This window comes from Streptomyces sp. NPDC040718, from assembly GCF_055593565.1.
On the sequence record NZ_JBVIXO010000005.1, the window covers coordinates 260,158 to 278,249 of the forward strand.

The following is an 18,092-nucleotide window of genomic DNA, read 5'->3' on the forward strand; positions in this document are numbered from 1 at the left end:
CGGCGGCGTGCGCCGCCGGGCCGGTCCCCCGGGTCACAGCTCCCGACGTTGAGCTGCCGGGCGGGCTCCCGACGTTGAGCTGCCGGGCGGCCGCGGCCGAGTTGGGAGTTCCGCCGCGACCAGGACGGCATCGGTGTAGAGTGCGGCCAGCTCCCAGTCGGCCAGTCTCTGCCGCATCCAGGTGGTCCACTCGCCGAATGCGGCGGCGTCCCCGGACCGTCCGGCGAGGAGCTCGCAATGGCGTGTGGCGGAGGGCGGAGCCTCCATGACGACCAGTCCTCTCGGTGCCGCCGCCTTCCGTGACCCTGCGCCTGCCCACGGCCCCCCATCCGCTCCCCGCCGGCGAGTCACCGTCATTGCTCCACCCGCGAAGCCCGGCAAGCCCGCCGCCTGACGGCGGGGCCCACCACCTCCAGCCCGCTGGACCTCCTCGTGCCCGACCGTCGTCAGCGGAACGTTAGCCGTGCGTAAGCGGTGCGCCAGTGGGCCCGCACAAGCTGGTGCCCACGACGGTATCCGCCCTGGACCATGCAGGCGCCGGGCGCGCAGCCCCTTGCTCGCACGAGGGGAGGCGACCGTCGCAGATGCAATCGAGGATTGGGGCAACCGCATATGGCTTTCGGGCACGAGCTGCGGGAACGACGGTTGGGGCAGGGAGTCTCCCTCACCGAGCTGTCGAAACTGACGCATTACAGCAAGGGGCATCTCAGCAAGATCGAGACCGGCGGCAAACGGGCTTCGGAGGACCTGGCCCGCCGGTGCGACGAGGCCCTGGAGGCATCCGGTGCACTGCTCGCCGCGCACTCCTCCGTGAGCACCGCGCGAAGTGCGCGCACGGCGTTCCAGCGACCCGCGCAGCTTCCTTTGGACAGGGCCCATTTCATCGGGCGCCGTGGGGAGATGGCCGCGTTGGACAGGGCCGCGTCACGGCCGGACCACCCGCACCGCGCCATGCCCTTGGTCGTGATCGACGGGATGCCCGGCGTCGGGAAGACCGCCCTGGCCCTCAAGTGGGCGCATCGGAACGCCGCCTTGTTCCCCGACGGTGTGCTCTTCCACCACCTGCGGGCGCACGGGCCGGCCGCGGCGCCCGCCGACCCGGCCGATGTCCTCGCCGCCAGTCTGCGCGCGGTGGGGATCGATGACCACGCGATACCGGCCGGCCTGTGGGACCGGGCCGCGCTGTACCGGACCGCGCTCACCGGGCGCCGGATGCTCATCGTCCTGGACGACGCGGCCACCGCCGACCAGGTCCGCGCGCTGCTTCCCGGCGCCCCCGGCTGCATGGTGCTCGTCACCAGCCGGGGCCGGCTGGCCGGGCTGGTGGCGCGGGACGGCGCAGCCCGGCTGTCCCTGGGGCCGCTCTCCCGCGAGGACGCCTCCGTACTCCTGCACGGCGTCGCCGGCGCGGCGCTCCGCGATGCGCGCCCCGAGGCGGTTTCCGCCCTCAGCGACCGCTGTGGCCACCTGCCGCTGGCCTTGCGCATCGCCGCCGAACACTTCTCGGCCGGCCCGCAGGACTGCCTGGAGGGGGTGGTCGGGGAGTTGTCGGACCCGCGGGGCCGGCTGGACTTCCTCAGCTGCGCGGGCGACACGGCCGCCTCGGTGCGCGCGGTGTTCTCCTGGTCGTACCGGGGCCTGCCGCAGGACGTGGCACGCGCCTTCCGGCTGATCGGCGCGTCCGCGGCGGAGGACATCTCGCCGCAGGACGTGGCCCGCGTCCTCGGAGTTCCCGAAGACCTGGCCGTTCGTCTGGCGCAGTTCCTGTGCCAGGTCAACCTCCTGCAGCCGACGGCCTCCGGCGGCTATCGCTGCAACACCCTGCTCGCCGCCTACGCGGCGGAACTGGCCGCCGCGTAGGCGTTCCCCAGGTGGTCAGCGCCCGACCAGGGCCAGCGCACGGGTGATCGCCTCGTCCAGCTGATCGTCCGTCATGCTCTTGTCCCGGCGCTGCTCGGGCGTCTCGTGTTCCGCGCCGTACACCCAGTAGCTGGTCCGCTTCGCCCGGTCGACGAAGAGCAGCCGGTCCTTGGCTGCGGGCCCGCGGACCAGCAGGGAGGCCGTGCCGACGCCGGCCTGGATGGCGTGCACGCTGTTGTGGTGCAGCACGTAGCCGGCCCCCTCGCCCTCCACCCGCTGGACGAGCGGCTCCAGGGCATCGGAGTCGACCCCCTCGATCAACTGGTCGTCCCGGCCGTACAGGCGGTGCACGTAGCTGCCCCGCAGGATCTTCGTCGCGAAGGTCCACCGGTGGTTGTGCGGGCGGTCGAAGTATCCCGGCCGGAACAAGTGGACGCGTATCCGGATGTTGGCCTTCTGGTCGTCGTAGAGCACGAGCTTGTCCATGAAGTCGTAGCTCTCGCACATGGGGCGCAGGTGCTGGTCGGTGCGCAGGGACCGCAGCATGCGCGGCAGCAGGTCCGGGTCTTCGTCGAAGGCGGCGAAGGCCTCTGCGCTGAACTTGGCCACGGAGTCGACGTCGTTCCAGTCGGCGAGCGCGAGGTCGACGAAGGTGGGGTGCATCGTGGTGTCTCTCTCTTCTGGGGGAATGCGCTTGCGGCGGTCAGCGCGATCGGGAGTCCAGGAAGCCCTGGAGCGCGGGGTGGCCCATGACCATGGCCCTGCCGCGGCGGAGGTTCGGCTCGAGGCCGGCGCCGTCCACCTGGTGGACGAGCCAGTCCCACTGTCCGGCCAGCCGCCGGAAGACCTCGACCGACTCCTGCTGCATCTGGAGGTACCCGGCCTCGCCGCTGTCCCCCGCCACGCGGTAGTCCTCCAGGACGCCGACCTGTCCGGACTGGGCCATCCGCCACTGGAAGGCCATGTCCAGCGGTCCGTCGACCAGCACGCCGACGTCAGGCTGGAAGACCCGGCTGCCGAAGAGGTCCTCGACCATGACCTGCATCCGGTCCAGAACCGCGGTCCAGCCGGGGTCGTCACCGACGATGCGGCGGCATACGAAGATCTTCTTGAGTACCTGCTTGAAGGGGAAGGTCTCCTGCAGCACGACCTCGCCCCGCTCCAGCGCGGGCTCGACCGCGTCCCCGGCGAGCAGGACGCCTCCGGCCAGGCCCACCAGGGCGGAGGCCAGCGGGCCGGCGGGCCCGACGCCGTTCAGCTCCGTCTCCGCGAGGGTCGTCTCCCAGCCGCCGGAGACCCATTCCCCGTAGTCGCGGGGCAGGCTCAGCGGTCCCGAGGCCGTCCGGGCTCCGCCGACCAGCGTGCGGAACGCCTCGAGCCACAGTTCCTGGAGACCGTCCACGGGCCACGAGGTGTCCGGTTCCTCGATGACCCGGCGCCAGGAAACGTGGCGCACCTTGACGCCTTCGGCCTCCAGGGATTCCGCTATGGAGTCCACCAGAGTGGACTTGCCGATCCCGTCGGCACCGAGAAACGAGACGAGAATGCCGCGCACGGGTGACTGCCTTTCATTTGTACGAGTGGGGGGTGAGGACCGGGGCGGGGTCTCAGGACGCGAAGTCGATCGTCCCGGCCCGTCTGCCCCGTCTCAGCAGGGATTCGAACATCAGGTGGGCGGCGCCGAGCCATGCCAGCCCCACGAGCAGCCCCACGGCCGCCTCGCCGGAGACCGTGGCGAGGTCCGCGCCGTCGGTGAGGCAACGCAGGGCCCCGAGGAGGTGGGTGAGCGGGATCGCCTGGGCGATCCAGCCGACCCATTCGGGCCAGTAGCCGACTGGCACCTGGACCCCGCACACCGCCATCATCAGCAGGTAGCCGGCGTTGGAGACGATGTTGCGCACACTGCCCGCGTTCAGTACGAGGGCGGCCAGGAACAGCCCGAGGAAATACGTACCGACCGCTGTGAGCACGACCAGGACGACGGCCACCGGCACCTGGGCGGCACTCCAGCTCACTCCGAATGCCGGGCCGAGGACGAAGAGGGCCACCAGCGAGGTCCCGGTGCCGCTGATGGGCCACTGGAGGCTGCGGCCGAGGAAGACCCAGGTGGGTTTCGCCGGCGCCGCGGCCAGGAGCGGAAGCGTACCGGCAGCGCGCTCCCACGTGGAGGACGCCACGACCGTCAACGACTCGATCACGCAGGTCATCAGGGCGTTGCCCACGATCAGGTACCTGGCCTGGTCCGGGCCTCCGACCAGCCGTCCCAGCAGGACGAAGAAGGTGACCTGTGCCAGCATCCGGCCGAGCCAGCCGAAGGTCCAGGTCTTCCACGTGTAGACGGCCCGCATGTCGGCGAAGGCGTTCGCCGCGCTGTGCCTGACCACCCGCAGGGGGTGTACGGGCTGCATGGGCTGTACGGGCTGTGCTGCTTGTGCGGACAAGGCTCGCCACCTCACGTCTGGGACAGCGTGCCGAGGCGGCACACCCGGTCGAGGACCCGGCGCAGCAGCACCAGGCCCAGCCCGAACCCGACGGCGCCGAGGCCGAGGATCACCGCGAGCCGGAGTACGGCATCGCTGACGGGGGCGGGCGCGAGACTGTCGCGCAGCAGATCGGCGGACCAGGACAGGAACACGGCCCGTGACTCGGGCTGCAGCCAGGCGGGCAGCGAGGCGACCGGCACCAGGACGCCGCCCAGCAGGTAGAACGGGTAGCTGAGGGTGTTCTGGATGATGCGCGCGGAGGGCATCAGGACGAACAGGGAGGTCAGGATGCTCGCGGTGCCGGCCGTGGCGAAGCCGGTCGCCAGCACGCAGGCCGCGGTGACGGCCGGGTGCGGGAATGCCAGCCAGCGGTCGAAGAGCAGCCCGGCGACGAGCCACGACTCCGCGAAGGAGACCGCGCCGATCGCGGTGACCGCGCACATCCGGCCCATCACGAGGACCTCGAAGCGGGCCGGAGCGGCGACGAGTCCCTCCAGGGTACCGAGGGACCTCTCCGTGTTGATGAGTTCACCCGCGGTGTAGAGGGCGAGGAGCCACAGCGACATCAGGGTGGGCGCGACCACGGCGTACGGCGAGAGGTCCGCGCGCCCGGCATGGTCACTGATCGCCAGGAAGACGACGGTCAGCAGGGGGGCGGTCACGCACACCTGGACGGTGTCGGGCGACCGCCAGGCCAGCCGGAGCTGGAAGCGCGCGGCGGTGAGGAACAGCCTCATCTGTCCACCGCCATGCCCCGCTCGCCGATGACGTGCAGATAGACCTCTTCCAGCGTGGGGCGGCCGGTGGAGATGGCTGTCACCCCGGCCTCCAGCAGGAGCCTCAGGACCACGTGGGTGGCCCGCGCGTCCCGCGTCTCGATCCGGGTCCGGTCCCTCTCGAGGGCCCGGACCGCGACGACACCCGGGACGTCCGCCAGGGCGGCGGCGGTCCCGGCGGGGACACCGACGGCGTCCACCTGCTCGTAGCGGGAGATCAGAGCGCCGATCTCGGCCGGTGCGCCGGTGGTGACGATCCTGCCGCGGTCGAAGACGGACACCCGGTCGCACAGGGCCTCCGCCTCGGCCATGTCATGGGTGGTGAGCACGACGGTGCGCCCGTCCGCCTTGAGTCCTTCGACGAGGACCCGGAAGTCCTGGGCTGCGACCGGGTCCATGCCGACGGTGGGCTCGTCGAGGATGAGCAGCGGCGGATCGGCGACCAGGCCCCGGGCCAGGTGCAGTCGCTGCTTCATGCCCCGGGACAGGGTGTCCACCCGGTCGTCGGCCCGGTCGCCCAGGCCCATCCGCTCCAGGAGCGCGTCGCAGCGGCGCCGCAGGTCGTTGCCGCGCAGTCCGTAGAGCGCAGCCCAGAAGCGCAGGTTGTCGCGGATCGTGAGCCGCGTGTACAGCCCGCGCTCCCCGCCGAAGACGATGCCGATGACGCCCTTGACCCGGTCGGCGTCCTGGACCACGTCGTGGCCCATGACGCGGGCGGTTCCCGAGGTGGGGAGCAGGACGGTCGACAGGATCCGGCAGAGGGTGGTCTTGCCGGCCCCGTTGGGTCCCAGCAGGCCGTACACCTCGCCCCGTTCGACCGTCAGGTCCACTTCGCGCAGGGCGGGGACCTCGTCCTCGGCGCCCCGCTTGGCGTTGCCGTACCGCCGCGTCAGCGCACGGGTCTCCACGGCCGTCACGGCGTCTCCTCCGCCAGCAGGCCGACCTCCTGGAGCGCCGCGTCGTACTGCTCCTGCGCGACGGTCTCGCCCGCCACCAGGAGGTAGTCCCCGACCGGGGTGAGCAACAGGGCGGCCTCCCCGAAGTGGTGGACGCGCGCGCGGTCCCAGTCCGTACGGCCGGAGACGCGCCCCAGCGGCATCCCGTACAACGGCACACCGGCCTCGAGGGCCGCGCGGACGTCGGCGGCCGGGCCCGGTGACACCGGGCGGGTGGCGCGGCGCGCCCGTTCCTCCCGCTCCGCCGCTTCCAGGGCCGGGCCGAGGACGGAGAGGTGGCCGACCGGTGCCCGCTGCGCGGCGTAGTCCAGCAACTCCCTGAGCTCGGGCGCCAGATGGTATGCGGCCGCCGCGGAGACGAGGGCGTCCAGGCTGCGCGGCTCGGCGTTCCCGAGCATGTGGACGTCGATGGCGTCACGCGCGTGGAAGGGGCGCTGGAACCGCTCTTCGGCCAGGGCCAGCAGATTGGCGGTCAGCGTATCGGCGGGCATCGCGGACCGGATGGGCACGGCCTCCTGGTCACCGACCAGGGCTGCCGTGGCGATCTCGACGCGGAGTTCGGGATCGAGCAGGGGGTCCTCGGGCTGCCAGGTCAGCGTCACCACCACGTGGCGGGTGGGCGCGCCCAGCACGGAGACGCCCGCGTACTGCGGCGGGTTGTCCTTCGTCAGCAGCCGGACCGCGTTCCACAGGTCCGGCTCGCCCTCGGTGACCAGGTCCAGGTCGCCCTGGGGGCGGAGCAGTCCTTCGGGGTAGGTACGGGCGAGCAGCGGCCCCTTGATGACCTGCGCGGGCACCTGGGCGGTGACCCGGGTGAGCACCTCCTCGTAGTGGCGGGCGCGCCGCCGGGCCCGGGCCAGTTCCCCACGAGCGGCCGCGCTCATGGGGGAGCCCTCCCGCTCCAGCGCGGACAGCACGAGGTACGGCAGGGTGTAGTGCGCCTTGCGCGCGGTGAAGAGCAGCCGGCCCGGCCCCTGTTCCGGGGACACGTCCAGTACGTCGTACAGCATCGCGAGGTCCATCTCACGCACCGCCCTTGTCGTGGCTCCGCCGCCAGAAGACGTGGTCGACCGCCCAGCCGCGTGCGACGAGGGAGGCCACGATCCTGTCGCCGTGCCCGGCGGCGACGTGCGGGGCAGGGTGGACGACGTGTCCGATCAGGGGGAGTCCCGCCCGGTGCGCGTGGGCCATCGCGGCCGCCGTCAGCGCGTGGGCGGCTTCGCTGCGCGGCCCTTGCGGTTCCTCGACGAGCACGTCGACGAGTTCCACGTGGTCGCGGCCGGTCACCGGATCGCCGGCCGCACACAGCAGCGTGGCGTGGCCGACCGGGCGTCCTTCGCGGCAGGCCACGTAGGAGAAGCGGTCCGGGGCGTCCAGGACCTCGCGCGCGAAGGCCTCGGCCGCTCCGGTGCTGGTCGCGACATCCTGCTCGGCGCTGCCGTTGGCCAGGGCCTGGGCGAGCCAGCGGAAGAGGTCGGCGGTGTCGGTCCCGGGGTCGGCCGGGCGGATGGTGAGGGGCGAGGACGCCCGACCGTCCTGCGCGGACGGGCCCGCGTACCTCAGGTAGGTGAGGTGGCGCTGCCACGGGCCGGCGAGCCGCAGATCGGCGGAGGCCCGTACGGTGACCACGCGCGGGCCGGCCTCGGAGAGCCCGGCGACGGCCAGGGCCTCCTCCAGCCACGAGGGGTCCGACAGGAGTTCGTCCGCGCAGAACTCGACGAGGAGTTCCCGCTCGCCGAGCTGGGGGTCGTGGTGCTCCCCCGCCACGAACGGGTGGCCGTGCAGCCGGTGGAGGAGTCCTGCCTCTTCCGCCTCGGCGAGGTAGCGGGGCGAGGGCGCCCGGGAGGCCGGACCGGTCCCGGCGGTCGCGTCGGCGGTGTTCACTTCGCCTCCGGGCGGACCACGGTGACCAGGTCGTCGCGGAGCGACGCGGCCGCGGCACGTACGTCGTCCCGGGTGACGGCGGCGATCTCCCGCAGCTCGCCGTCCACGTCCCAGGCCTCGTGGAAGAGGCCTCGCGACGCGAGGAGCCGCGCGTGTTCCAGGGGCGTCTCGGTGTCGCGCAGCAGACCCATGCGGGCGTGCCGGCGGGCGGCGTCGAGGTCCGCCTCCGTGGGCCCGGTCGCCGCCAGTGCGTCCAGTTCCCTGATGGCGATGGCGACCGCCTCGGGGCCGTTCCCGCTTTCCACGCCGATCAGGACGCGCCAGGCGCCTGCCTCGACGTAGCCCCGGTCCCATGCCTGGAAGGAGTAGGCGATGCCGGCGGCAACCCGGAGCTGACGGTAGAGCACCGAGGAGGCGTGGCCGCCCAGGAGGTTCGCCAGCACGGCGTAGTGGTGGCGGTTCCCCTCGGTCAATCCGGTGGACCGGCCGCCCACCGCCACCCAGGCGAACTCGTCGGGCCAGACGGGCTCGGCCCGGTGGGGCGGGCCCAGCGGGACCGGCGGGCGGGACGCTGCGGTGGCGCGCGGGGCGGTAGCGGTGACGGGCAGCCCGCGGGGAACCCTCGGGCCCACCACGGCGAGGGTCATGGGGCTGGTGAGCAGGACGTCGCGGTGTCCGCGTGCCACGCCTTCGAGGTCCATGGCGGCGATCTCGGCGACGGTGCCGCCCACGGGCCGGCCCAGCGGGTGGCCGGGGAAGAGCGCGGAGAGGAAGGCGTCCTGGACCGTGTCCATCGGGTCGGCTTCGGCGGCCGCGAGCTCCTGGAGCACGGCGGCGCGTTCTGTGTCGAGGGTCGCGGCGTCCAGTTCGGGCTCGAGCACGGCGCGCAGCAGCAGCTCCACGGCCTGGTCCGCGTCGTCCGCGTCGACCTGGAGGTGGAAGAGCATCTGTTCCAGGCCGGTCTCGGCGTTGGCGCTGCCTCCGAGACCTTCGATGTGCTGCACGAGGGGGCCGACACCGGGAAGGGGTGCGGACATCAGCACGTGCTCCAGCACATGGGCCAGACCGCCGCGGTCCGGCGGGTCGTGGCGCGCTCCGTATGCCACGCCGAGGCAGATGCTCGTTGTCTTCAGGCGGCCATCGACCGCAGTGATGACCGATATCCGATCGGCAGGTGTCATCAGGAATCCTCGCACAGAGAAAACAGAGAAAGGAGAAGTACGGAGAGTGCCGCCGCGGCCATGCGTCGCGGCGGCACTTGGGTCAATTCGACTCGGCTCAACGGCCGGTCTTGACCTTGTCCAGACGCGGGCGGAGGCCCACAGCGTGGTTGCGCATTTTTCTTCACCTCCTTTCATGAACAGAACAGTCAGCCGACGGGAATTCAGTCCCGGATTCCCTTGGTGGTTTTCCGGAGCGGCTTCCCCCTCGCAACAAAGTTTTGCTTCTCAGGCGGAGATCATCAAGAGGTTGTCCGTTTCCTAGTCGATGGACAACAATTTCTCGACTTCCTTCCCCGTGAATTCGGCGAGCCGCTCGGTGAGCGCTGCCGGGGGGCGGCCCGGAATCGGCCGCGTGGTACGCGCTCCCCCGCTCCGCGCGGATGCGGCGTGCCGGGCGCAGAACAAGGCGTCGGTGAGGCGCCCGGCGGCCAGCAGGCTGCCGGCGTCGGCGAGGACACGGCGGTCGGTGCCGCCGGCCGTGCTCGCTTCGTGGAGCTCTGCCCGCACCCCCGCCTCGTCCGGATCTCCCACCTGCCACGCCCGGCGCAGCAGGTCCCAGAGCTCCGGCCGCCCGGCGGAACGCAGGTCCGCGGGTACCCACTTGGGTTTGTGGAAGCGGGTCGGCCCGACGGTCAGCGCGGCGACGGCGAGCGCGTAGGCGGCGGTACGGACCTCCTCCCATCCGGCCGGTGCGGCGTGGCGGGCCGGCTCCACCCGGCGCAGCACGTCCTCCAGCCAGGCGGCCAGCAAGGCGGTCGGCGCCTCCTGCCGTGCGGCCCGCTCGGCCAGGCGCCGGCCGTGCCCCTCGGGATCCACCAGGGGCAGACCGCCGAACCTGGCTGCGAGGCCCAGCCGGTGCGCGGCAACGGCGAACGAGCTCGCGGAGGCGATGTGCCGGCCGCCGGTCAGGAACTCGGCCCGGTCGAGCGCGAGCCGCTCGACCGTCACCGCCACTCCGTCCACCGTCCGGCGGACGGAGCCCGTCCGGGCGGACCCGGCCGGCCCCGGCCGTACGAGGACGAGCAGGTTGAGGTCGGAATCGGGGCAGGCGAGGTTGCGCCCCACCGAGCCGGTCGCGAGCACCGCGACCGCCCCTGGTTCCTTTCCGAGCCGGTCGGCCAGACCCCATGCCAGATCCACCCGCCGTACGCTCTCGGCGCTGCCCGGGAACTCGTCCACCTCGCAGAGGCGGGCCGGTGTCAACGCGGCGACCGCCGCGGTGGCCGCGAGGCCGTCGGTCACGCTCGCCACGGCCCGCCGCCGGCCGGCCCGTTCGAGGAACGGACGGGCCAGCACGGCATCGGGGTCCAGCCCGGACGCCAGGAACGCCTGCCCGGCCACGGTCTGCGCGGGGGGCAGGCCGAACCAGGTGCGCGCGTCCTGGAGGGCCTCGACGGCGCCGTTGCTCAGGTGCACTCCGTTGTTGGTGCGGCGCACCGGTTCGCCCGCCGGTCCGCGCAGCGGGAAGAGGCCGGTGAGGGCGTCACCGCGCAGGCTGCCGGGCAGGGCCCGGGCCGGGTCGGTGACCCCGCAGAACTCGCGGCGCATCCGTGCCCAGTCCAACGGCCGCTCACCGGCCGGGGCCACCAGGACCGCCACCGCCCGGTGACCGGTTCCCTCCAGGTGTCCGAGCACGCCGGGCATGTGGGGGTTGACGACGACCACGGCTTCTTCGTCCTTGGCCACGGGATCCTGGTACACGTTGACGAAGAGGCAGTCGCCGATCTCGTTCGGGCCGTCCACGGCCCCGCTGTCGAGCCCGCGCAGTTCGGCGGAGGCCGTGCTCCACTCCTCCATCTGCCCGGCGGACAGCCGCCCGCTCGCGAGCAGCTCGTAGGCGCACTCCACGCTCAGGTCCTGCGGCCGGGCGCCGAACCGGCTCCGGAACTCCGGCCGGTCGTAGATCCGCAGGAAGGCGATCCGCTCCTCGGCGGTCAGCGACCCGCGCCGGGCCAGCTCGGCGTGCGGGAGGTAGTGGTCGGCCGCGAGACCGCCACGGACGATCTCCTCGTCCTCCAGTACGCGGGCCCGGTCCGCGCGGTAGCCGCATTCGGCCAGCCGCTGGGCCAGCTCCCGCAGGGTCTGCGGGTCCACGGCCATTCCGGGTTTGAACAGGACCACGCCGGCGGCGTCCACCGGGTCAGGCGGCGAGTCGGGGTGCCGCCACCGGCCGGTGCGCAGGACGGACTCCAGGCTCGGGGAGGCGCAGGCCTCGGCGTCGGGCACCCGCCGCAGCCGGCGGCGGATCACCGACGCCGCCCACCGGGCGGCCTCGCAGGGCAGCCGGTCGGGCACGGCGAGGCCGAGGTCGAGGTCGAGGTCCGTGCCCTCGACGCGCAGCGCGGTCGGGGCACTGCCGGTCACGGTCACCCGCAGGTCGTCCGGCCCGCCGGACAGCCAGGAGACGAGGCGGTCGGCGTCCAGTTCTCCGGTGATGGTGACGGTGACGGTGCTCACGCGCCGCCCAGGTCTTCCCGGGCCCGTACGATCGCGCGTGACGCGTGGTCCAGGCTCTGCTCGATGACCTCGTCGTCGTGGGCAGCCGAGACGAACCAGTTGTGCATGGGGTGGACGAAGGTTCCCTCGGCCGCCATGTGGACCGCGAAACGGCGCATCCAGGCGAAGTCCTGGTCGCCGTCCACGGTGACGGTGGGCATCGTGACCGGGCCGGAGACCCGCAGCGGCACCCCGTTCAGCTCGCCGAGCGAGAGCAGGCCCGCCACCAGCTTCCCGCCGGAGGCGTGCATCCGCTCGACGCTGCGCTCCTCCTTCATCAGCCGCAGGTTGGCGATCGCGCCGGCCATCGAGGAGCCGGAGTTCCAGTAGGTACCGGCCACGAAGATCCCTGCGGCGGCCTCCCGCAGCGCTTCGGTGCCCGTGACGGCGGCGACCGGCCAGCCGTTCGCCAGCGCCTTGGAGAAGGCCACCAGGTCGGGACGGAAGCCGAAGTAGGCGTGCGAGCCGCGCAGATCGAGGTGGAACCCGGCGCGGACGTCGTCGGAGATGAGGAGGGTACCCGCGCGGTCGCAGTGCTCGCGCAGGGCGCGCAGCCACGCCGGGTCGGGCAGGACCGCGCTGCCGCCGATCGGATGGTGGAAGGGCGTGATGACGACGGCGGCCAGCCGGGGGCCGTGCTCGGCGAAGAGCTGCTCCACCCCGGCGACATCGTTCCAGCGCAGGGTCGTCACGTCGTGGGAGTCCGACGGCCGGCGGCCCTCGCCCGGGTTGCACCACGCGCACCAGCCGTGGGAGCCGTGGTAGGCGCCGTCCACGCAAGCCACCATGGTCCGCCCGGTATGCGCCCGCGCGGTGAGCAGGGCGATCCAGGTGGCGTCGGAGCCGCCCTTGCCCCAGGCCGCCCAGGCCGCGCCGTCCACCGTGTCCACGAGCAGCTCGGCGAGTTCGACCGACCGCGCGGTGGCCTGGCTGAGGCAGTCGCCGGAGCGGGCCTGCTCCATGACGGCGTTGTCGACCTCGGGGCGGGCGTATCCGTTGACCATGGTGCCGTAGCCGCACATGAAGTCGACGTACCAGTTGCCGTCGACGTCCTTCAGCCGGGCACCCTCACCGCGTTCGGCGAACCACGGGTACTCCGTGGGGTCGTACACGGCGGGGAACTTGTTGTGGCCCCAGACACCGCCGGGGATCACCCGCTCGGCTCGGGCCAGCAGCTTTTCGGAGGCGGGGAACCGCCCGTGCGTCGTGTCGTTCATCAGATCTCCAGTGATGGGGTGCGGCGCCGTCTCAACCGCGGATCGAGGGGCGCAGCAGCCCGATGGCGGCGGGGTACCGGTCGGCGATCCGGTCGGCGCTGGCGAGGGACTGGTCCCGGTAGTCGAATCCGGGCGCCACGATCTCGCTGATCAGCCCGTGGGAGACGTCTTCCGGCAGACGGCTGGACTTCCACCAGCCGCCCGGGCAGGTGAAGACCAGGACCTGACCGGCTGCCGCGTCCTCCCCCATGACCACCTCGTGCACCTCGCCGTCGGGCGAGAGCATCAGGTACTGGATGGGCCCGCCCGAGTTCAGGAAGTGGGTGATGTGGGCTCTGTTGAGGTGCAGGTATCCGACCGGTGAGTCCCGGTCGAGCAGGTAGTGGATGGTGTTCGCCAGCGGTCGCCGCCCCCGGGGGGTCTCCAGGCCGGCGGTGCACTCGTAGTACTGGCGGAAGTAGCCGCCCTCGACATGGGGGGTGAGCCCGAGGAGCTCGTGCAACGGCTGCCCGTTCGACCCGGCCCGCCGCACGTCCCGCTGCTCCGCCGCCCCCGCCGTGGGCGGCCGGGGAGCCGCCGGCTGCGTGCCCTCCCCGAAGGCAATGCCCGGGACGACGGCCTCGCTCCAGAGCCCGGCCTCCCCCTCCAGCAGTTCCAGGGCGTACCACTGGCCGCCGGGCACGGTCAGCTGGAACGGCTCGTCCGGGGACGGGTGACCGCCGAGCGGGCGGGCGGTCGGCCGCCCCCGCCCGTCGCTGGTCCACAGCCGCAGCACGGTGTCCGGCCCGTGCGGCGGATGGCGCACGAGTACGGTGTCGGCGTCCGTGCGCCGCCAGCCGGTGCGGGGGCGGTCGGCGTCCAGCAGCCGGGTGCGGAAGGCCATGACCCGGTGGTCCAGGAGGCTCCCGTCGTAGGAGTCGTGCCCGGCGGGAGCACTCGCCCAGCCGCCGTCGGCGCAGGGCTCCAGGCCCAGCCACCGGGTCAGGTCATCGGTTCGAGACATGCGTGAGACACCCCACATCCATCAGTAGCGGTACGAGTCCGGCTTGTACGGGCCGCCCACCGGTACGCCGAGGTACTCGGCCTGCGCTTCGCTCAGGGGGGTCAGCTCGGCCCCCAGCGCGTCCAGGTGGAGCAGGGCGACCTTCTCGTCGAGGTGCTTGGGCAGGGCGTGCACGCCCAGCGGGTAGCTGCGGACACCGGTGTACAGCTCGACCTGCGCGAGGACCTGGTTGGCGAAGGAGCTCGACATCACGAAACTCGGGTGCCCGGTCGCGTTGCCCAGGTTCAGCAGCCGCCCCTCGGACAGCACGATCAGGGAGTGCCCGTCCTCGAACGTCCACTCGTCCACCTGCGGCTTGATCGTCTCCCGTCGGACGCCGGGCACCGCGGCCAGCTGCGCGAGGTCGATCTCGCCCTCCGCGTGGCCCATGTTGCCGACGATCGCCTGGTGCTTCATGCGCGCGAGGTGCCCGGCGGTGAGGACGTGCCGGCTGCCCGTCGTGGTCACCACGATGTCGGCGCGCTCCACCACGGAGTCCAGCGTCGCGACCTGGTAGCCGTCCATGGCGGCCTGGAGCGCGCAGATCGGGTCGATCTCGGTGACCACCACGCGCGCGCCCTGGCCGCGCAGCGCCGCCGCACAGCCCTTGCCCACGTCCCCGTAACCGCACACCACCGCCGTCTTGCCGCCGATCAGGACGTCGGTGGCCCGGTTGATGCCGTCGATCAGGGAGTGCCGGCAGCCGTAGATGTTGTCGAACTTCGACTTCGTCACCGAGTCGTTGACGCTGATCGCGGGGAAGAGCAGGGACCCCGACGCGGCCAGCCGGCGCAGCCGGTGGGCGCCCGTGGTGGTCTCCTCGGTGACCCCGCGGATACCCGCGGCCATGGCGCTCCACCTGCCCGGTGCGGTGGTGTGGGCAGCGGCCAGCAGCCGCAGCAGGGCCGTGTCCATCTCGTCGTCGTCCGGCCCGGCGGCGGGAACGGCGCCCGCCTGCTCGTACGCGACGCCCTGATGGAGCAGCATGGTGGAACCGGCCGCGTCGTCGAGGAGCATGTTCGGACCCGAACCGTCGGGCCAGCACAGCGCGCGCTCGACGCACCACCAGAACTCCTCGGCGCTCTGGCCCTTCCAGGCGAACACCGGGACGCCCGGCCGGTCGTCGCGGCCGCCTCCGGGACCCACCGCGACGGCGGCCGCCGCCGCGTCCTGGGTCGAGAGCACGTTGGATCCGGCCCAGCGCACCTGCGCGCCCAGCGCGACCAGCGTCTCGATCAGCACCGCGGTCTGCACCGTCATGTGCAGCGTTCCGGTGATCCGGGCTCCGGACAGCGGCGTCTGCCCCGCGTATTGCTCCCGCAGCGCCATCAACCCCGGCATCTCGTTCTCCGCCAGGCGGATTTCGGTGCGGCCGCGGAATGCCAGGGACAGGTCCGCCACCCGCAGGTCCGGGCCCGCGGCTCTTTCACCGAAGGGTGTACGCGGCATTGGGTCCGCGGCCGACTGCGCGGTCGACTGCGCGCTCTCGCTCGTTGCCGAGGTCATGGGTGGCTTTCCCCCTCTTCTGTGGTCATCTCCTGGAGCGTCACTCCGGGACCACCCGGGCTCAAGGGGTTTCCCGTTGCCCGATGGAATCGGCAACCGGCCGGAGCGTGCGGGCCCCTGGAAATCGCGACGCCCCACCGGAAATACGCGGGGCGTGCGGCACCGGTGGCGTTTCCGTGTTTCCGGATCGGGACAACCCCTTGGCCCCGGAGCGGGGCATCGGAAATCATCGTTGCAGAGAGAACGCCGCTACCGGAATTCCCCGGGCAGTGGCTTTCTCACCGGATATGGAGAGGGGGATTCGACATGCGCAACCACGCTGTGGGCCTTCGCCCGCGCCTGGACAAGGTCAAGTCCGGCCGCTGAGCCGCACTCTGATCCTTCGGCGAGTGCCGTGAGCCCCGGCTCACGGCACTCGCCGACATGCGTCACGTGTCGCTCCCCCTGGCCGAGAGGCGCGAAAGGACCGCGGCGCGACTTCCTTGAATCACGAGGTGAATACCAGTCATGCCAGTCGATCCCAAGCCGTTCCTCACCCGCCCCACCGGCTGCCTGTTCGTGTTGTCCGGGCCTTCCGGCACAGGGAAGACCTCACTGGCGCGCGCCATGGCCGAAGCCGATCCGACGCTGGTCACCACCCGGTCCGTGACCACGCGCCGGCCCCGGCCCGGAGCCGGCGAGGAGCACTACGACCACGTGTCCCGTGACGAGTTCCTCAAGATGGCCGGCAACGGCGAGTTCGCGCAGTGGATCCACCCGTCCTTCGACGAGTACTACGGCACCCTGCGCGCTCCCCTCGAGGAGGCGCTCGGCCGGGGCCAGGACCTGCTGCTCGACTACTGCCCCGAGGGCTACCTGAACCTCCGGCGCTGCTTCCCGGAACAGACCGTCGGCATCTTCATCATGGCCCCCAGCGTGGAAATGATGGACCGGCGGCTCGCGGGCCGGGGCAGTGAGAACGAGGAGGAGCGGGAACTGCGGCACACGATGGCGCTGCGCGACTTCAACTTCGTGGCGGAGCACGACTACCACGTCGTCAACGACGACTTCGAGGAGGCGCTGGGCACCCTGCTGGCGATCCGCCGGGCGGAGAAGGCCCGGCTCGCTCACCAGGGCCTGGCGCTGGGGGCGTACGCACGCCACGCCGAGCCGACGCTGCTGCGCTACTACTGACCCCTGCGGGCCGGCCCTGCGCGCCGGGACCGGGATCGGCCCGGTGGCCCTCGCCCTGGCGGTACCGCAACAGGGCGGGGGCCGTCCGGGCTCGTGCCGGCCGCCGGAACCGCCCCGCGGCCGCTGCTGACTCCGGCCGGCGGGGCGGGGCGGCGGACCGCCGGCCGCGTACGAGGGTGCCGGTGGTCGCCACCACCGTGTGCGGGTCGGTACAGGAGCTGGCCTGCGTACTGCTCTGGTCGGGGGCGGCCGGGGTCAGCGCTCCCCCGCCAGGTCCAGATCACTGGCCCGGGGCCCGCTCGGCGCCGGGTCCGCCGGGTCCGTCGGCTTCGGGTGGCGCCAGGGGCGGGCGATGGGGGTGGAGACCGGACGCCACCAGGGCTCGACCGGCAGCTTGCCGGCGGGCTCGAAGGGCTCGCCGGGGCGCGGGACGGCGACGCGCTGGCCCGCGCCCTCGGCTGCGTCGAGCGTCCATTCGGCGGGCTCGGCCCAGGCGTGGAAGGCCAGGTTGAAGGTGCCCCAGTGGATCGGCAGCAGCGTGCCGGCCGGCACACCGCCCTGGAGGTCGAGGTGAGCCCGCACGCCCTCCTCCGGGGTCATGTGGATGTCCGGCCAGTACTCGGAGTACGCGCCGATCTGGATCATCGTGGCGTCGAACGGCCCGTGCTCGGCGCCGATCTCCTTGAAGCCCGGGAAGTAGCCGGTGTCCCCGCTGTGGAAGATCCGGTGCTCGCCGCTGCTGACGACCCAGGAGGCCCACAGGGTGACCTGCTGGTTGCGCAGGCCGCGTCCGCAGAAGTGCCGGGCCGGGGTGGCGGTGAGGGTGAGACCGGCGACCTCGGTGGCCTCGTTCCAGTCGAGCTCGCGCAGCCGGTCCGGGGAGACGCCCCAGCGTTCCAGGTGCGCGCCGACGCCGAGCGGGACGGCGAAGACCGTGTCCGTGCCGGCCAGGGCCTTGATGGTGGGGAGGTCGAGGTGGTCGTAGTGGTCGTGGGAGATCACGACGACGTCGACGGCACCCAGCGAGGCCAGCGGCACCGGGACCGGGTGGAGCCGCTTCGGCCCGGCGAAGGGGAAGGGGGAGCACCGGTCGCCCCACACGGGGTCGAAGAGCACGCGGCGGCCGTCGATCTCCGCGAGCACGCTGGAGTGGCCCATCCAGGTCAGGCGCAGGCCGCTCGCCGGCGGCTTGGCCAGGTCGGCGAGGGTGGTCGGGTGCACGGGGATCGGCGCGTCGGGGCTGCGCAGGACCCGCTGCTCCTTGTGGAAGTAGATCTTGGCGAACTCCGCCATCGATCCGGAAGGCCTGGTCCGGGCCCCTACCGGGTTCTGGAAGACGCCGTCGGCGAAGTTCGGCGAGCGCAGGATCCGCTCCAGCCGTGCGCCGGAGGAATCCGCGCCGAAGGCTTCGGGCCGCAGGGCGCGCAGCCGGGGACGCAGGGGAAGGGAGCCGGTCAAGGCGCCTCCTGGGAAGGT

The 18,092-nt window shown here is 72.5% G+C and carries 15 protein-coding genes; 2 read left to right on the forward strand and 13 right to left on the reverse strand.

The window, feature by feature from the left end:
- Positions 1-612 precede the first annotated feature (612 nt).
- Positions 613-1,860 (forward strand): helix-turn-helix domain-containing protein, encoded by a 1,248-nt coding sequence (locus ACZ597_RS15395; protein ID WP_471329421.1) that lies wholly within the window; start codon positions 613-615, stop codon positions 1,858-1,860.
- Between the two features lie 15 nt (positions 1,861-1,875).
- Here ACZ597_RS15395 and ACZ597_RS15400 read toward each other — a convergent pair whose 3' ends face one another.
- The 12 genes from ACZ597_RS15400 to ahcY form a co-directional block, all read right to left on the reverse strand.
- Positions 1,876-2,523 (reverse strand): hypothetical protein, encoded by a 648-nt coding sequence (locus tag ACZ597_RS15400; protein ID WP_471329424.1) that lies wholly within the window; start codon positions 2,521-2,523, stop codon positions 1,876-1,878.
- A 40-nt stretch (positions 2,524-2,563) separates the two neighbouring features.
- Positions 2,564-3,415, reverse strand: a complete 852-nt coding sequence (locus ACZ597_RS15405; RefSeq protein ID WP_471329426.1) for a hypothetical protein — start codon at positions 3,413-3,415, stop codon at positions 2,564-2,566.
- A gap of 52 nt (positions 3,416-3,467) precedes the next feature.
- Positions 3,468-4,301, reverse strand: coding sequence for an ABC transporter permease (locus tag ACZ597_RS15410; RefSeq protein WP_471329428.1), 834 nt, complete (start codon positions 4,299-4,301; stop codon positions 3,468-3,470).
- An 11-nt stretch (positions 4,302-4,312) separates the two neighbouring features.
- Positions 4,313-5,080, reverse strand: coding sequence for an ABC transporter permease (locus ACZ597_RS15415; RefSeq protein ID WP_471329430.1), 768 nt, complete (start codon positions 5,078-5,080; stop codon positions 4,313-4,315).
- Positions 5,077-6,036 (reverse strand): ABC transporter ATP-binding protein, encoded by a 960-nt coding sequence (locus ACZ597_RS15420; RefSeq protein ID WP_471329432.1) that lies wholly within the window; start codon positions 6,034-6,036, stop codon positions 5,077-5,079. The genes ACZ597_RS15415 and ACZ597_RS15420 overlap by 4 nt, the downstream gene beginning before the upstream one ends.
- Positions 6,033-7,106 carry a nucleotidyltransferase family protein gene (locus tag ACZ597_RS15425; RefSeq protein WP_471329433.1) on the reverse strand — a complete coding sequence of 358 codons (1,074 nt, stop codon included), beginning with the start codon at positions 7,104-7,106 and terminating at the stop codon, positions 6,033-6,035. The genes ACZ597_RS15420 and ACZ597_RS15425 overlap by 4 nt, the downstream gene beginning before the upstream one ends.
- On the reverse strand, positions 7,099-7,959 hold the full coding sequence (locus tag ACZ597_RS15430; protein ID WP_471329436.1) for a hypothetical protein: 861 nt from the start codon (positions 7,957-7,959) through the stop codon (positions 7,099-7,101). The genes ACZ597_RS15425 and ACZ597_RS15430 overlap by 8 nt, the downstream gene beginning before the upstream one ends.
- Positions 7,956-9,317 carry a M16 family metallopeptidase gene (locus tag ACZ597_RS15435; protein ID WP_471329438.1) on the reverse strand — a complete coding sequence of 454 codons (1,362 nt, stop codon included), beginning with the start codon at positions 9,315-9,317 and terminating at the stop codon, positions 7,956-7,958. Before ACZ597_RS15435 ends, ACZ597_RS15430 begins: the two co-directional genes overlap by 4 nt.
- Positions 9,318-9,440: 123 nt before the next feature.
- Positions 9,441-11,639: a hypothetical protein gene (locus tag ACZ597_RS15440; RefSeq protein ID WP_471329440.1), complete on the reverse strand. Its 2,199-nt coding sequence runs from the start codon at positions 11,637-11,639 to the stop codon at positions 9,441-9,443.
- The gene (locus tag ACZ597_RS15445; protein ID WP_471329441.1) at positions 11,636-12,895 is read right to left on the reverse strand and encodes an aminotransferase class III-fold pyridoxal phosphate-dependent enzyme; all 1,260 of its coding nucleotides are present in this window, start codon (positions 12,893-12,895) and stop codon (positions 11,636-11,638) included. The genes ACZ597_RS15440 and ACZ597_RS15445 overlap by 4 nt, the downstream gene beginning before the upstream one ends.
- Positions 12,896-12,926: 31 nt before the next feature.
- The gene (locus ACZ597_RS15450) at positions 12,927-13,898 is read right to left on the reverse strand and encodes a cupin domain-containing protein (protein WP_471329444.1); all 972 of its coding nucleotides are present in this window, start codon (positions 13,896-13,898) and stop codon (positions 12,927-12,929) included.
- 21 nt (positions 13,899-13,919) lie between these two features.
- Positions 13,920-15,386 (reverse strand): adenosylhomocysteinase, encoded by a 1,467-nt coding sequence (gene ahcY / locus ACZ597_RS15455; RefSeq protein WP_471330106.1) that lies wholly within the window; start codon positions 15,384-15,386, stop codon positions 13,920-13,922.
- Positions 15,387-15,950: 564 nt separating this feature from the next.
- Between ahcY and ACZ597_RS15460 the strand changes: the two genes are divergently transcribed.
- A complete protein-coding gene (locus ACZ597_RS15460) occupies positions 15,951-16,616 on the forward strand; it encodes a guanylate kinase (protein WP_471329447.1) in 666 nt (221 codons plus the stop codon).
- A gap of 255 nt (positions 16,617-16,871) precedes the next feature.
- Here the strand turns inward: ACZ597_RS15460 and ACZ597_RS15465 are convergent, their stop codons facing one another.
- Complete coding sequence (locus ACZ597_RS15465; RefSeq protein WP_471329449.1) at positions 16,872-18,074, reverse strand: MBL fold metallo-hydrolase; 1,203 nt, start codon at positions 18,072-18,074, stop codon at positions 16,872-16,874.
- Between the last annotated feature and the right edge of the window lie 18 nt (positions 18,075-18,092).

Coding starts and splice junctions, on each gene's coding strand:
- ACZ597_RS15395 (WP_471329421.1), top strand. CDS start 613: ATGGCTTTCGGGCACGAGCTGCGGGAACGACGGTTGGGGCAGGGAGTC.
- ACZ597_RS15400 (WP_471329424.1), bottom strand. CDS start 2,523: ATGCACCCCACCTTCGTCGACCTCGCGCTCGCCGACTGGAACGACGTC.
- ACZ597_RS15415 (WP_471329430.1), bottom strand. CDS start 5,080: ATGAGGCTGTTCCTCACCGCCGCGCGCTTCCAGCTCCGGCTGGCCTGG.
- ACZ597_RS15435 (WP_471329438.1), bottom strand. CDS start 9,317: ATGAAAGGAGGTGAAGAAAAATGCGCAACCACGCTGTGGGCCTCCGCC.
- ACZ597_RS15445 (WP_471329441.1), bottom strand. CDS start 12,895: ATGAACGACACGACGCACGGGCGGTTCCCCGCCTCCGAAAAGCTGCTG.
- ACZ597_RS15450 (WP_471329444.1), bottom strand. CDS start 13,898: ATGTCTCGAACCGATGACCTGACCCGGTGGCTGGGCCTGGAGCCCTGC.
- ahcY (WP_471330106.1), bottom strand. CDS start 15,386: ATGCCGCGTACACCCTTCGGTGAAAGAGCCGCGGGCCCGGACCTGCGG.
- ACZ597_RS15460 (WP_471329447.1), top strand. CDS start 15,951: ATGCCAGTCGATCCCAAGCCGTTCCTCACCCGCCCCACCGGCTGCCTG.